Origin of the sequence: Shewanella metallivivens, from assembly GCF_028750675.1 — a bacterium.
Taxonomy (GTDB): Bacteria; Pseudomonadota; Gammaproteobacteria; order Enterobacterales; family Shewanellaceae; genus Shewanella; species Shewanella metallivivens.
The window spans coordinates 1,187,595-1,202,888 of the sequence record NZ_JAQQPZ010000013.1 but is presented as its reverse complement, the minus strand read 5'-3'; the positions used below and the strand labels follow the sequence as shown (position 1 = coordinate 1,202,888).

12 protein-coding genes and 1 other RNA gene are annotated in these 15,294 nt (G+C 44.4%); 4 read left to right on the top strand and 9 right to left on the bottom strand.

Going from position 1 to position 15,294, the window contains the following annotated elements; all coding sequences use genetic code 11:
• Positions 1-14: 14 nt before the first annotated feature.
• The 3 genes from PQR79_RS18115 to PQR79_RS18105 all read right to left on the bottom strand — a co-directional run bounded on the left by PQR79_RS18115 (position 15) and on the right by PQR79_RS18105 (position 2,812).
• Positions 15-1,484, bottom strand: coding sequence for a protein adenylyltransferase SelO (locus PQR79_RS18115; RefSeq protein ID WP_238104497.1), 1,470 nt, complete (start codon positions 1,482-1,484; stop codon positions 15-17).
• Complete coding sequence (locus PQR79_RS18110; protein WP_238104499.1) at positions 1,474-1,815, bottom strand: hypothetical protein; 342 nt, start codon at positions 1,813-1,815, stop codon at positions 1,474-1,476. The genes PQR79_RS18115 and PQR79_RS18110 overlap by 11 nt, the downstream gene beginning before the upstream one ends.
• A 142-nt stretch (positions 1,816-1,957) precedes the next feature.
• Positions 1,958-2,812, bottom strand: coding sequence for a hypothetical protein (locus PQR79_RS18105; protein ID WP_238104501.1), 855 nt, complete (start codon positions 2,810-2,812; stop codon positions 1,958-1,960).
• Positions 2,813-3,157: 345 nt separating this feature from the next.
• Between PQR79_RS18105 and PQR79_RS18100 the strand changes: the two genes are divergently transcribed.
• Both PQR79_RS18100 and PQR79_RS18095 read left to right on the top strand, forming a co-directional pair.
• Positions 3,158-3,550 carry a nitrous oxide-stimulated promoter family protein gene (locus PQR79_RS18100; protein ID WP_238104503.1) on the top strand — a complete coding sequence of 131 codons (393 nt, stop codon included), beginning with the start codon at positions 3,158-3,160 and terminating at the stop codon, positions 3,548-3,550.
• A 251-nt stretch (positions 3,551-3,801) separates the two neighbouring features.
• Positions 3,802-4,344 (top strand): YSC84-related protein, encoded by a 543-nt coding sequence (locus PQR79_RS18095; RefSeq protein ID WP_372940668.1) that lies wholly within the window; start codon positions 3,802-3,804, stop codon positions 4,342-4,344.
• A 257-nt stretch (positions 4,345-4,601) separates the two neighbouring features.
• Here PQR79_RS18095 and PQR79_RS18090 read toward each other — a convergent pair whose 3' ends face one another.
• The 3 genes from PQR79_RS18090 to PQR79_RS18080 form a co-directional block, all read right to left on the bottom strand.
• Positions 4,602-5,204 carry a hypothetical protein gene (locus PQR79_RS18090; RefSeq protein ID WP_238104856.1) on the bottom strand — a complete coding sequence of 201 codons (603 nt, stop codon included), beginning with the start codon at positions 5,202-5,204 and terminating at the stop codon, positions 4,602-4,604.
• A gap of 126 nt (positions 5,205-5,330) precedes the next feature.
• Entirely contained in the window at positions 5,331-7,634 is a 2,304-nt protein-coding gene (locus tag PQR79_RS18085; protein ID WP_238104508.1) for a YgiQ family radical SAM protein, read from the bottom strand.
• Between the two features lie 199 nt (positions 7,635-7,833).
• A complete protein-coding gene (locus PQR79_RS18080) occupies positions 7,834-8,229 on the bottom strand; it encodes an MAPEG family protein (protein ID WP_238104510.1) in 396 nt (131 codons plus the stop codon).
• Positions 8,230-8,403: 174 nt separating this feature from the next.
• On the opposite strand from PQR79_RS18080, the gene PQR79_RS18075 reads away from it, so the two are divergent.
• Positions 8,404-9,624 (top strand): threonine/serine exporter family protein, encoded by a 1,221-nt coding sequence (locus tag PQR79_RS18075; protein ID WP_238104512.1) that lies wholly within the window; start codon positions 8,404-8,406, stop codon positions 9,622-9,624.
• Between the two features lie 222 nt (positions 9,625-9,846).
• On the top strand, positions 9,847-11,493 hold the full coding sequence (locus PQR79_RS18070; RefSeq protein WP_238104514.1) for a BamA/TamA family outer membrane protein: 1,647 nt from the start codon (positions 9,847-9,849) through the stop codon (positions 11,491-11,493).
• Positions 11,494-11,559: 66 nt separating this feature from the next.
• Here the strand turns inward: PQR79_RS18070 and PQR79_RS18065 are convergent, their stop codons facing one another.
• The 3 genes from PQR79_RS18065 to rsmI form a co-directional block, all read right to left on the bottom strand.
• Entirely contained in the window at positions 11,560-13,695 is a 2,136-nt protein-coding gene (locus PQR79_RS18065) for a TonB-dependent siderophore receptor (protein ID WP_438270830.1), read from the bottom strand.
• Between the two features lie 284 nt (positions 13,696-13,979).
• Positions 13,980-14,347, bottom strand: an RNA gene (gene rnpB, locus PQR79_RS18060) — RNase P RNA component class A.
• Positions 14,348-14,401: 54 nt separating this feature from the next.
• Complete coding sequence (gene rsmI / locus PQR79_RS18055; protein ID WP_238104516.1) at positions 14,402-15,244, bottom strand: 16S rRNA (cytidine(1402)-2'-O)-methyltransferase; 843 nt, start codon at positions 15,242-15,244, stop codon at positions 14,402-14,404.
• Between the last annotated feature and the right edge of the window lie 50 nt (positions 15,245-15,294).

Below are 15,294 nucleotides of genomic sequence, written 5' to 3'. Positions count from 1 at the left end.
GCGATCAAACTGGGTTAACTACTGCACGACATCACAAGTCCCTGGCCCCAGTCTGGTGGACGCTTGGCAAAATGGTCCATCTCTGGCTGCTCATCATAAGGACGAGTTAATAACTGCTGTAATTGTATAAGCTTGCTGTTGTCAGCTTTTTCTTCAATGTCGATAATCGCTTCCTGGGCAAGGTAATTACGTAAAATATACTTGGGATTATGCTGATTACGCTGCTGTTGCCATGCTGCAACATCGGCCACATCCCCCACTCGGGCTTGATAAGCTTGATACCAGCTATCAAATTCGCTCACATTCAACATGTCATCACGCAGTGAACTGTACTGGCTGCTAATGTCTATCTTGCCCATTTTGCGCAAGCTGTTACTGTAATCGAGTTGGTTGTTTTCGAGCATGACAGTAAATTGGCTAATTAATGCTAAATCTTGTTTTTCACGCTCTGCTTGCGCTGCGCGACCTAAATCGCTGTCGATACTTAAGCCTAATTTTGCCCGCATTAAGCTGACATAATGGCTCACCAAACTTGGTTGATAGCGATTAAGTGCAGCAATTAAATCATCAGATGGAATAATCGGAGTAAGCGCTTGAGCGAGGCGTTTTAGATTCCATAGGCCTATACCGGGCTGCTGGCCAAAAGCATAACGGCCGTCATGATCAGAGTGATTACAGATAAAGCCCTCTTTAAAGGTGTCTAACAATGCAAACGGCCCAAAATCAAAGGTATCGCCTACAATCGACATGTTGTCGGTGTTCATCACGCCATGGGCAAAACCTACGGCTTGCCAGTGGGCAATCATTTTAGCTGTTGATTGCACCACCTCGACAAACCATTGTTTGTAGCTTGCACTGTCGGCGCTTAAATGTGGAAAATGCTGAGCAAGGGTAAAATTAAGCAATTGGGTAAGCTTGTCTGGCGCGCCTTTTTCGCTATAACAAAAATACTCAAAATGACCAAAGCGAATATGACTTTTCGCTAAGCGTACTGTTATGGCTGCGGTTTCCTGGCTTTCACGCCACACGGGCAAGTCTGACCCTATTACCGCTAAAGCACGGCTTGTCGGTACAGATAGTGCCGCCAACGCTTCTGACACTAAAAACTCTCGCACCGCAGAGCGCATTACCGCTCGGCCATCACCATGACGAGAATAAGGTGTTGGGCCACCACCTTTTAAGGCCACATCCCACGCACCATTAGGGCCAATAGCTTCGCCTAATATAATCGAGCGGCCATCTCCTAACCTTGGGGTGTACCCACCAAACTGATGACCACTGTAAACTTGAGCATAATAGCTTGCACCTGGCGCAGCCGCATTGGCCGACAACTGCATCAATAACGCATCGTTTGGCTTTTCTAAACCAATCAGCTGAGCGGCATCATCACTCCAGCCAAGCCAGTGTGGGTTACTAATCCCTTGCGGGTAAACTTGCGTGTAAAAGCCGTCTAATTGCTCAAAAAAATCTTGTTTAAAGCGCATCTAACTCAGCCCCAACAACCTGGTGTTGACAATGTAATTGTTCATTATCATCTACCTGACATTGTTGAGCACACACAAAGGCTTGCGCTGCAGGCATTGATGAACCTTGCAAACGTAACATGCCAACACCTTTGGCCTGGCATTGGTCGAGCGTATCGTAATAACCTAAAATAAACTCAGTCTGCACCATGTTAGCTGAGGTTATTGCCTTTTCGGCATTCGCTGGATTATCTGCAACGTAAAACAGTGTCCACTCAGGGGTGCGCGTGCATCCTATCGCCACACTTAACCCAATTGCAGCCAGCAGTAATTTGCTTATCGTAGAAGTCATCAATGCCACCAAAATCCTTGATTATATCAACCACCAGCATCCATTAGTTTAGTCACAGATGCCAAATACAAAAAAGCGGACCGAGGCCCGCTTTCCTTTAATGGATATCATACCTGATATCCTTCACGCTGTATTAACTGAGTTAGCTTGCCTTAGCTTTCGCTTTTTCAATTCGACTGATGCGGCCTTCAAACCCCGTAACAGTACCATCCGTTAATTGATACTCAAGTGCCTGCTGACAAACACTAATAGCTTGCTCAAACTCACCGGTATCATTAAGCAGAGTGGATAACTGCATAAACGCCGGCGCTTTAATCTCATCACTGCCATTTTTGTCATGCTGTTGATATATCACACTGAATAAGTCTAAATAAAGCATCTTAAGTGCAGCACCATATTGACAATAATCAGCTTGTTTACGCATTTTATAGCAATGACCTACGACATCGGCTACGGCATCATGCTGAGCTTGTGGCTCGACGGCATTGTTTGCAGCCTCAACTAACTGTTTAAAGCTGTCGCTGGCCCAATCACCTTTAACTGCCGCTAAACTGACAAGCTTTTTATCACTCTCGCTTGAAGCTACAGCATTTGACTCTACAGGTGTTTCAGAGCCTGATGTCATTTTTGCTACTGACTCAACTTCTGGTTCTGGTTCTGGTTCTGGTTCTGGTTCTGGTTCTGGTTCTGGTTCTGGTTCTGGTTCTGCAGCGATAATCTCTTCAGGCTTTGGCTCAAGCTCAGATTCAGACTCAACATCCACCGTTGTCACGGTATCAGGGATAACCTCAGGCTCTGACGACGCGACATCCGTTGACTCAACGGCCTGGTCTTTTTGAGCAATATTTGATTCGCTGGGCGTGGCCACAGGCGATTTAGTGTATTCTGGGTTGGGTGCTTTTTTGTCGAGTTCTTGTTTAGCAACAGCCTGAGTACGTTTGTATAAATACAGGGCAATTGCAACCAATACGACAAATAAAATGACCTTCATTAGCATTAGGCGTCCACCTTACTGATTATGCGTCTTTACGCATAGATTCGTTATTACTCACGTATCAATTAACAGTGAGTCATTTACGTCATTAATAATAGTGCGCTGTTTTTTTAAGCACTAGTCATTATTATTTCAACGTGCGCTATAAAATCAAGTATTTATCCACTTTAAACTGTAACAAGCTATCGAATAAGGCACTATTGAAGTAGATTTAAGTGATTTTTGCGATCAATGGCACACTCAACCATAGTTTTGTGTTTGAATTCATAATTAGCGAATACGAATTTGTCAGCGGTTATTTTGCCGCATAAACTCACAATACCAGACTAATTTACTAAGGTATTAACCATGAGCGAAACTGAGTTACTCACAGGTCAGTTACTGTTTGAATTTCGTACCATCAAAGCCATGGTCAATATTTACTGTAAAGCTCACCATCCAATGAAACCATCACATGATGTGTGTGAACAATGCCGTGAGTTTTTAAGCTATGCCAACACCCGTTTAGACCGCTGCCCGTATGGACAAGATAAGCCAACCTGCAACAAATGTCCGGTGCACTGCTATAAACCTCATATGAAACAAAAAGCCCGTGAGATCATGATTTTTGCAGGGCCAAGAATGTTATTACCTCACCCCATTATGGCTATTAAGCACTTACTGGCTGAACGAAAACCCGCCCCCGGCTTACCGCCAGAAGGCGCATCTAATCGACATAAGCGCAAGCGTCAAATGTCGTGATCATGTTATTGGGTGTATAAATACCTGACATAACTCGATCATCAGTGCGGCTCTATGTTCAATCATGCCCCATCGTTTTTACAACATTTACACTAAAGCTAACCTACGCATAAGTATAAACGTTAATTAACTCGCACCGTTTAAGCGGTATTGGTAATCTATAGCCATATACTATGACAATGATGTCAATAGGTTCGTCAATGAGGTGATTTATGCAACGTTCAACCAACCTATTTTTTGCAAGCTTAGTTATGTTGTTAGGTGTCGCGTTTTCTGTACCCACTTTTGCTAATGAGAATGCTTATAGCGAAGCCGTCACAAACTTCAAGAAAGCCAGTGAGACCCGAGACTTTTTTAATTCAGCTTATGGCTATGCCATATTTCCAACCGTTGCAAAGGGCGGCATCGGGATTGGCGCAGCTTACGGTAATGGCCGTGTCTATCAGGGCGGTACATACATGGGTGATTCAAGCTTAACCCAGTTGTCGATAGGATTTCAGCTTGGTGGCCAGGCTTACAGTGAAATTATCTTTTTTAAAGACGCCAAAGCCTATAATGAGTTTACCAGCGGCAGTTTTGAATTTAGCGCTCAAGCATCAGCTGTGGCAATTAACTTAGGCGCCAATGCTCAGGTTGGCACCACAGGTAATTCTGCAGGCGCTGGCCAAGCAGGCAGTAATCATAATGCTGCAGCGGCCTACATTAATGGCATGGCAATTTTCACCGCGGCCAAAGGTGGCTTGATGTTTGAAGCAGCCTTAGCAGGACAATCGTTTACGTTTGATGCTAAATAACTCAACTAAGATCGACTTGTAGCTTAAAAAGCATTCAGGCTGCCATTGGCAGCCTGAATTGTTTTTAGTAAGTTGATTCTTATTGCAAATTGGTTTGTCAAAAAACAGTTTGCATACTAGATCACTCTAACCTGATTGGTATTGGGTTACTTATTTAAAACCCCAAATTCGTTGTTACTTATTGCCTGCCGCAGGCTCCTAAGCGAGAAGCCGCAAGTACCTCAATGTGGGCTAAACCAAAGACATATCTAATGGAGTTACTCATGTCCCCATGGCGCTGGTGGTAACGCAACCGGTTTGGTTAAATCAAACTCCACTTTAAAATCGCGATTTTCGCGACATAAACGATACGTAAAAGTATGCGCTTCAATCATCATCTGCCACACATTGGTGACCGATTGATCTAGGCCATTTTGTTTAAAATTGACTATCGACTCATCATCCACTGGGAACGATTGCATGTTGGCGGTACCGACATCGCGGGTGTCACCACCGTACATGGTGACCTTGTCTTCAGAGCCGTCTTTGTGGCGATGATCGTGCTTTAACTGTAAGCCTGTGTCAGTTTGGGTGATAACCCAAGTGCGTGAATGGTCTTCGCCGACATGAAATGGAATTTTTAACTGTTTATCGTTGCATTCGCGTACATGCATAATCAATGCTTTACCGCTAAAGCCATCATCTTCACTGCCTCCTGCAGTGATTTTACCAGCAAACGCCTGGCCGCAAAGTTTAACTATCGACTCAAAAAATTGTTGATGCTGCACTGAGTTCGCAGCGTTACTTGGGGCAGCGATTAATGCCGCACTACAGACTAATGCGCTAGTGAAGTAACCTCGTAATTGACTCGTTATAACCATGATGCTGATCCTTTGCTTATTGATATTATTCTTCCACACAGGTTACACGCTTTGCGAAGTGAGGCCTAGATAAACTAAACCCGCATAAAGGCGGGTTTGTTGTTTATCGCAAAAGCAAAAACGTCACTATTTTGCGTATTTAGACTTGGTGGCCCAACCGGTTTTAGCGGGTCGTTTAGCCCCTGGAGCGTTGGCTGGCTGACCGGTGTTTTTTGCCGTTGCTTTTGGCTTTTGCCCTGTCGGTTTAGCTTTAGGTTTATCAGCTTTTGACCCACCTTTACGGTCTTCAAATTGGTCAGCAGAAAAACGGGTCATGGCTTTTTGGCCACCTTGATTTTTGCCTTTAGCCGCTGGCTTTTGGCCCCATTTCACTCGATTTTGCTCATTACGCGTTTCTGGCGGCACCAAATGTTGTGGACCATTACCGATTAAATACTCTTTACCCATGGCCACTAAGGCTTCACGGATCATCGGCCAACCTGCTGGGTCGTGATAACGTAATAAAAACTTATGCAATTTACGCTGACGACCTTTTTTCGGCACACTCACCTGCTCACTGTCGTGCTTAACGTTTTTCAACGAGTTAAGCTCGGTATGGTAAATGGTTGTAGCATTGGCCATAGGCGATGGATAAAAGTTTTGTACTTGATCAAGCTTAAACTTTTGACCTTTGAGCCACAGCGCAAGGTTAATCATGTCATCATCGGTAGTGCCGGGATGCGCAGAGATAAAGTACGGAATTAAAAACTGCTCTTTACCGGCTTCTTTTGAAAACTTATCGAACAATTCTTTAAATTTGTCGTAAGTGCCCATGCCTGGCTTCATCATTTTACTGAGGGGGCCTTCTTCGGTGTGCTCAGGGGCAATTTTTAAATAACCGCCCACATGATGCTTAGCCAACTCTTTGATGTAATCTGGATCTTCAATCGCTAAGTCGTAACGCACGCCCGATGCAATCAATACCTTTTTAATCCCGGGAACATCACGAGCAGCGCGGTATAAGTCAATGGTGTGTTTATGATCTGTGCCTAAATGACCGCAGATAGATGGGTACACACACGACAAACGGCGACAGGTTTTTTCCGCTTTTTCGCTGGTGCAGCCTAAACGGTACATGTTGGCTGTTGGGCCACCTAAGTCAGAAATCACCCCGGTAAAACCAGGTACCTTTTCTTGAATGTCTTTAATTTCTTTAACAATCGACTCTTGCGAACGGCTTTGAATAATGCGCCCTTCATGCTCGGTAATTGAACAAAATGAACAACCACCAAAACAACCGCGCATAATGTTGATTGAGGTTTTGATCATGTCGTAAGCAGGGATTTTCTCTTTGCCATAGACCGGGTGTGGCACACGCTGATACGGCAAGTCGAATACTGCATCCATTTCATCTGTATTCAGTGGCCAGGCGGGTGGGTTAACCCATACGCCTCGGTTTGCATCGTGTGGCTGAAATAACGCTCGTGCACAACCTGGATTTTGCTCTTGATGCAAAATACGTGATGCGTGGGCATAAAGATATTTATCTTCGCTAACTTTACTAAAGGCAGGTAAAAGCACATAGGTTTTTTCCCATGGCTTTGGACGAGGCGGCTGAATGCTAATTGGCTTAGGCGCATCGTTATCAAAAATCTTATTGTCTGTTGGCCCAGATAAATTACTGCAACCCACATCATCTGCGCCATAAGGGTTCGGCAATGGCTCAATTTTATGTAACTGGTCAATTTTACGCGAGTCCATACCGCGCCAACCCGGCATGGGGTCTTTACGCATTACTGCAGTGCCACGCACGTCATCGATATCACTAATAGCTTCGCCTGCAGCAATACGTCGAGCTACTTCCATGAGTGGGCGTTCGGCATTACCGTAAATTAAGATGTCGGCTTTGGCATCAAAAATAACACTGCGACGCACTTTATCTGACCAGTAATCGTAATGGGCAATGCGGCGTAAACTGGCTTCAATACCCCCGATGACCACAGGCACTTCTTTAAAGGCTTCTTTACACCGCTGGGTATATACAGTTACCGCGCGGTCTGGGCGTTTACCGCCAATATCACCAGCAGTATAAGCGTCGTCATGACGCAGTTTACGGTCTGCGGTGTAACGGTTAATCATGGAGTCCATGTTGCCAGCCGTAACCCCAAAAAACAGGTTTGGTCGACCTAATTGCATAAAGTCTTCTTTGCTGGACCAATCTGGCTGAGAAATAATCCCCACCCGGTAACCTTGAGCCTCAAGCATGCGCCCAATCACTGCCATACCAAAGCTTGGATGGTCTACATATGCGTCGCCTGTCACGATAATAATATCGCAACTATCCCAGCCTAGTTTATCCATTTCCTTGCGGGACATAGGTAAAAAAGGAGCTGTTCCGTAGCATTCTGCCCAAAACTTGGGATAATTAAATAACGTTGACTCAACTTGCATGTATATAACCTAAATGAATGGAGAGAAGCGGGTACCGAGTCCGGTAGCAATAATAGCGTGCGGCCGAATTAACGGACGCGGAGTATAGCAGCACGGAGACACTAAGTGTGACTAAAAAAGCAGCAAAAGTGAAATATTTTTATTGGCAATTAACCCTATAAAAAGTGGTGATAAGCCAATACCACCACAGCCGAAGCGCTTATAAGCCTAGAAAGAAGCCAATATTAGCCACTGCTAACACTAAAAGCACAATCCAAGTGGCCAACACTCCCCAAAAGCGACCAAAGTGATAACCTCCTTGCCCTTGGTTTAGCCCAATTGCATGTAATAAACGCGCCACAATCCAAACAGTACCGATGCTGTGTATCAAGTAATCTGGCATGCCATTCAACTCTGCCAATGCTAACAAAATAAGCACAATAGGTGCATTTTCAATTAAATTGCCATGCGCTCTTATTGCAATAGACAGCCCTTGATGCCCACCGTCGCCGATGCCTATTTTATTTGCCCGACGAAATTTAACCACTTTATAAGATAATGCTAAAACCAGCAGCGCCGTTAAACCTGCATATAAACCCGTTACCATCAATGTCATCTGTTATTCCTTTAGTTGATTATATTATTATTTTGACATCTTCGATTAATACCACAATGCTATTGTGATGTTAAAACAACATTTTGAATCAGTTTGTCTATAAACACACGTACTAATCGGTTAGTATTCGCGCCAAAATAAGCCCTATACCCTAACAAGAGTGACTATCGCCCAGTGGATAATCAGGATTTTTTAGAAAAACGTAGATTTATCATTAAATTAGGTAAAGCTCTACATAAGTTTGGTACGCCTGCGTACCGCTTAGAATCCCACTTGCAAACGGTATGTAGCACGCTTGGTATTGAAGGTTATTTTTTAATTTCCCCTACTTCGATGACATTTGTGCTGCAACACGACACCGAACAAGAATATAACCATGTGGCTCGTGTTAAACCTGGCGATCTTGATTTAGGGTCATTGGCTCGTACTTTTGAATTAGTTGAAGAGCTCAGTTCAGGCCAGCGCACCTTACAAGAAGCACTGGAACGTTTAGAAGACATCGCCAATAAACCTAACCCGTATGGTCACAAACTGACATTGCTTGCTTTCGGATCGAGTGCTGGGGCATTTGCCATGTTAATGGGCACAGGTTGGCATGATGTTTTTTGGTCAGCCATGCTAGGTTTATTAGTTTACAGCTTGGTGTTTTGGGCTGAGCGTTCTAAACGCATTGCTGAAATGCTCGAGCCTATGGCGGCGGTAATGTGCGCAATTTTAGCAACGGCTATTTCTCAGTTTGACCCCAGCATTAATTTACCGGTGACCATTTTATCAGGAATTATTATCTTTGTGCCCGGCCTTGCACTCACGTTAGGCTTAGCAGAGCTTGCTGCACGCGATTTAATTTCTGGTACCGCACGCATTATGGATGCGGTAATGCAATTATTTAAATTGTATTTTGGTGCGGTACTGGGCATGACCATAGGTAAAGCCATTTTTGGAGAGGTCACCTATATTGACCCTGTTCCACTGCCTCGTTGGGCGATTTGGTCGGCCGTGCCATTATTGTCGATGTCGTTAGTGATTATCTTTAAAGCGCGCCTTAAAGACTCGCCTTGGGGTGTGTTTGCCGGGATTGTGGCCTTTTTCTCAGCCATGCTTGGTGGTATTTACTTAGGTGAGTCGATTGGTATTTTTGTTGGTGCATTGGCTGTTGGCATATACTCAAATCTCTATGCCCGCTGGATGAAAGCCCCTGTGTCGATAGCGTTATTGCAAGGCATTGTGATTTTAGTGCCCGGCAGTAAAACCTATATTGGTTTAAACGCGCTGATATCAGGTGAAACGATGCTTAACCAAGCGCATTTAGGCTCGCAAATATTTTTGATTTTTATGTCACTCATTGCGGGGCTTATTTTCGCCAACGTTGTGGTTCCGCCGCGTCGTTCGCTATAGTAGGTTAACGGCAACGCCATTAAAGGAGGGCTGCCAACTGGGCAGCCCTTTGTCATTTAGCTCTGGTGCAAGTCACGCTAAAACCTTTAAACACTTGACTATTTGTCAATACAAGTGTGTTATTAAGACAAGCGATAACGCAACCGCTTCATTCTTGTTACACTAATTTAACGTTTGGCGTTTCCTTAAAAAATATAACAAAAAACAATTAAGGACGAATTTATGCCAAGAGTCATAGTGGCAGCCTTTTTTTTCGTCATCTTGCTTTCTCACACCAGCGCCAGCGCTAATGATGAGCCGGTGGACACTTCACCTGCAGTATCGACAGTGAATAAACATGATGTCGACAAGGTCGCTAATATCGTCATTGTCAGTCACCCTATTTTTGATGAATCAGACCCCGATGCAATCTTTTTGCACCGCTGGGCAAACTATTTACACATCAACACTAAAGAATCAACCATTCTCAATAGTTTAAGCTTTGAAAAAGGCGATAAAATTAGCAAAAAAGATCTTGAAGAAGCCCAGCGTTTACTGCGTTATGAACCCTACATTCGCGATGCCGAAATCAATATTGCCCACAAAGACCCACTCGCCGCAAACGATGCTGAAGACGTGGTACTGGTTGAGACCTGGGATAATTGGTCCCTACTGCCCACAATGAGCTTAAGTAAAAATGGCGGGGATACTAAATATTCGTTCGGGATCAAAGAAGATAACTTAATGGGTTTAGGCGTACAAACCAAAATTAAGTACCAATCAAGTGCCGACCGCACAGGGTATAAATTTGCATTTGATGCACCTGTTAGGTGGGTAAAACATGGCAATATCGCAGTGGATTTTTATGACAATAGCGACGGTCAAGCCTCTGCATTAGCGTTTAACAAACCCTTTTATTCCCTCGATTCAAAAGACATGTATGGCGCTGCGTGGTCTACCGATACCCGTATCGACACCATCAGGCAAAATGGTGACGACATTAATGAGTTTGAACATATTATCGATTATGCCAATGTGGGTTTGGGTTGGTTAGTCAACAAAAATGATGACCATTTACATCGCGTTAGCCTAGGACTTACTCAAGAGCAGCATGTGTTTAATCACATTGATAGTTACCCTGATTCTGCATTGCCAAATGAACGCGACTTTACTTACCCATGGATACGCTACGAATACTTACAAGACCAATATAAAGTCTTAAACAATATCCATTTAATCAACAATAATGAAGACTTTAACTTAGGCTGGCACCACGTTGTCACGCTAGGGTTAGAAACAAACGATGTTGCCGACAGTTCAGCACTAGGCTATCACTTAACCTATTTAACTAGCCGAGGTTGGCAACAAGATAACAAATTATTATTAATGAGCTTATCCGGTAAAGCTGACATTCAAACTGGCCAGCAAGATTTTTATAATGTGGGTTTAGCCGCGGAGTATTTTCATCAAATTAACCCAAAGTGGACCACCTACTCTAAAGCCAAGATTGCCACATCACACAATAACTATCTCGACCAAACCTTTGCATTAGGCGATGAAACTGGCATACGTGGTTACCCAAATGACTATCAGCACGGCGATAATCAATGGTTACTCACCGGTGAAATCCGCTATTACCCCAATATCAATTTGTATCAATTGGCAGAATTAGGCTGGGCACTGTTTGCCGATGTTGGCCATGCCTTTGGCGGCCCAGACGAATTAAATGAAGTCAGCGGTCCCATTGGCAGCATCGGTATTGGTGCGAGGCTGTATTCTTCAAAGTCGAGCTATGGCAACGTTGCTCATATTGATATCGCCATGCCAATGACATCGGGTGAAGACACCAACGCATGGGAATTTCGATTCCAAGTGAAGGAGCATTTTTAAACTTAAAGTCCCCACTAAACAGCTGAGTTAAGTTTGCCTAGCAGGGATTATTAGGTATAAATGGGCTTAAAAGTGATGCGAGACCTGCAAGACCACTTCTCTCGGTGCGCCAGGGAAATGGCCATTACGCTCAGAAAATCCGCTCACAGCATATTCTTTATCGAATAGGTTTTTCACATTTAACTGAAACTGGGTTTGTTGCCATGTAGTGGTCCAGCTCATGTCGAACACAGTGTAAGGCTTGACAATTTGGTCGTCGGCACTGACCTGCTCACTGACATAATCGGCACCAAAAGCAATGGCTGACTGTAAACTGTCAATATCGTAACGGGTCCATAAACCCGCTTGATGGCGTGGCGCGTTGACAAATTTGCTGCCGTCAGCATAAGTGTCATCCACATCTCCCTGAGTCACACGTGCGTCGTTATAAGCGTAATTAGCCATAATGGTCCAATCGGCTGTAATGTCGCCCACAAGGGTAAACTCAAGCCCTTTACTTTCAACCTGACCTAAGCTGACTAGCGCTGCGATACCATCGTCGGCACCTGTGTCGTCAGGATTGCTCATAGCGACATCTTTTTTAGTGATTTGATACGCTGCTAATGTGGTCATCACGCTGCCGTCAAACCACTGGTTTTTAACCCCTATCTCAACTTGTTCACCAATTTCTGGGTCCAAACCACCATCGGCATCAGCATCTTCTTGGTCGCCGATAGACGTTGGGTTAAAGCTTTCAGAGTAGTTCACATAAAATGAAGTATCTGGCGAGTATTTATAGACCACACCAGCGCGCGGTGAAATATGATCGTCGCTGAATTCAAAACCACTCTCTTTGTCATAATCATTAAAATGATCGTATCGCAGGCCGACTAACAGTAACCATTTATCGGTTAAGGTGATTTGGTCTTGAGCATAAAAACCCATACGCTCGATTTTTTCACCGTCACGATTTTGATCCGTTAAGGTATAATCGGCCGGATCGCTTTCGCCATAGTTCAATTCAAATATATTTAAATTTGCCACCCCATCGGCTTCGTATCGTGCTCGCCAATAATCATATTCGCTGTCGACATGGTGGTAATCTGCACCAAATAATACCGTTTGTTCAATTATGCTATCTAGGCGATAAACAAAATCTGAGGTGACACTCACCTCTTGATTAGCACGGTATTGCTTGCGGTATTCACGTTTAATGGTTTCATCATCAACATTAGCCTCTCCGTCACCATTAACATCAACCCAACCTTGCGACTCGTGATAACCTTGAACACGCTCGTTATCAACAAACCGCACTGTGGTATCAACGCTTAAGTTATCGCTAAAAAAGTGTTGTAGCTGTGCTTGTAATACCGTGGCTTCTAGGTTTTGATAATCAGATGCTTCATTGGCGTTATAGCTTGGGTCGACTAGAAAATTACCATCATCATCTACTGGCACACCGCGTAAACGACTGCCGCCTAAATCTTGCTTAATGTAGTCAATGGTTGTGGTTAAGCTTGTGTCTTCGTCAAGTTGAAATAATAACCCTGCCGTTAACTCAGTATTTTCGGAGTCGGCATTATTACGAAAACTATCTTTTTGCTCATAAAAAGCCCCTGCTCGATACGCGATGTTCTCGGTTAAACCGCCTTTAGAATCAATCGAACCGCCGACCCTATCGTTGTCACCTACGGTAAAGGTTACTTCGGTGTCTTGTTCAAAACTCGGCTTTTTGGTGACATAGTTAATCATACCACCCGGTTCTCCACCGCCATAAAGAGCAGCGGCAGGGCCTTTTAATACTTCGACACGCTCAACGTTGAATAACTGCGGTACCCCAAACCCTGAGAAAGGGTCACCACGTACACCGTCATAAAACACATTGCTGTCATCACGAAAACCACGAAAGGTCACGCCTGAGTAACTATAGGCACTTACGCCTGCGATAGAGCGGTATAAATCGGTAATTTCGCGAGCGGCTTGGTCCACAATAAGCTGTTCATTTAGCACTTGTACCGATTGCGGCAAATCCATGATATCGGTTTCAACTTTGGCACCCACAGACGTAGAAGATTCACGATAAAAGGTTTGCGCTCGGCCCATAACAGTGATTTTTTCGATTGATTCTGTCGCCTCTGTAGTAGTAACAGGCTCAGTAGCACTGACACTCATTACAGGTAGCAATAGGCTGAACAACCCAAGATTAACCATTTTCAATTGCATAACACTCTCAACGACAACACTAAAATTTGGCGGCAATATAGCACCAAACGTTAATGACAACCATTATCATTTGGTAATTTACATTTGTTTGTGTTGTTGGCGAAATGTTGGAATTTATGATGATTTTACAAATATTGGTAAAAACAAAAGAGGTGAGTTGGCCGATATGCCGCCATGTCCTAGTAGAGCGCGGAGTGGACCGTTATTTGCTGATAACATTTTTCAAGCTTTAGCTTTAACCTATAAAAAAGGCCTCGCACTACTGCGAGGCCTTTCATATTAAAGAGGTGAGTTGGCCGATAAGCCGGGTCCTGTCGTGGACAGTTATTCATCTAGGCCTGCAATCGCTCACAGGCTCAAGCAACCTACCCGGTTCCTACGCGAGCAGCGCATATACTATTTAAAGTAATGGAACCCTATTTGGTCTTGCTTCGGGTAGAGTTTACCTTGCTACGGACTATTGCTAGCCGCACGGTGCGCTCTTACCGCACCCTTTCACCCTTACCACTTTAGCCAAAGCTAAAATGGCGGTCTCCTCTCTGTTGCACTTGTCGTCGGTTCACACCGCCCAGGCGTTACCTGGTACCCTGCTCTTTGAAGCCCGGACTTTCCTCCCCGTACCTAAGTACGCGGCAACTGTCTGGCCAACTCGGCGCGGATTATAGCGTAAGCACGCCAACAAACCAATGCTAAAAAGCATTCACGCTTATAAATCCAACTCTAGACCGTATTTATACAAGGCATTTTTCTTTAAGCCGTGGATCTGCGCTGCGATAGCGGCCGCTTTTTTAAGTGGTAATTCTTCACTTAACAGTTTTAATGTTGCCACAGCAACAGCTGGAATACCTTCTTCATCCGATAAAGCAAAACCATGGCACATTAACACAATTTCACCTTTTTGCTGGTTATCGTCAGCTTGCACCGCGCTAAGCACTTCTGCTGCGGTTCCGGTTAAAAATGTTTCAAAGGTTTTGGTCACTTCGCGTGCCATCACCACTTGCCTATCGTCGCCCAACACTTGTGCGATTGCGCTTAAGCTGTATACAATCCGATGCGGTGATTCGTAAAAAATTAATGTGCGGGGATCTTCTTTAAGCATTTCAAGCTTATCGATACGGGCTTTTTCTTTTGAAGGTAAAAAACCTTCAAAACTAAAACGGTCTGACGGCAAGCCCGATGCACTTAACGCGGTAATAGCAGCGCAAGCGCCGGGTAATGGCACCACGCGATGGCCAGCTTGACGCACATGATTAACGAGGTGATAACCTGGATCTGAAATCAATGGTGTGCCCGCATCTGAAATCAATGCTATCGATTTGCCTTGATTAAGTTGCTCAACAATCCATTGTGCGCGGTCTCTCTCATTATGATCATGCAAAGCCGTTTTACGGGTTTCAATGCCAAAATGACTGAGCAGCTTGCCGCTGTGCCTTGTGTCTTCACAGGCAATTAACTCGACCTGTTGCAACACCTCCAATGCACGAGCGCTGATGTCGCCTAAATTGCCAATAGGGGTGGGAACAATATACAGCGCGACCATTTGGTCCATAATTACCTCGATAATGAATCTACCTGATACTTTCGCCCAGCGTAAGAGCA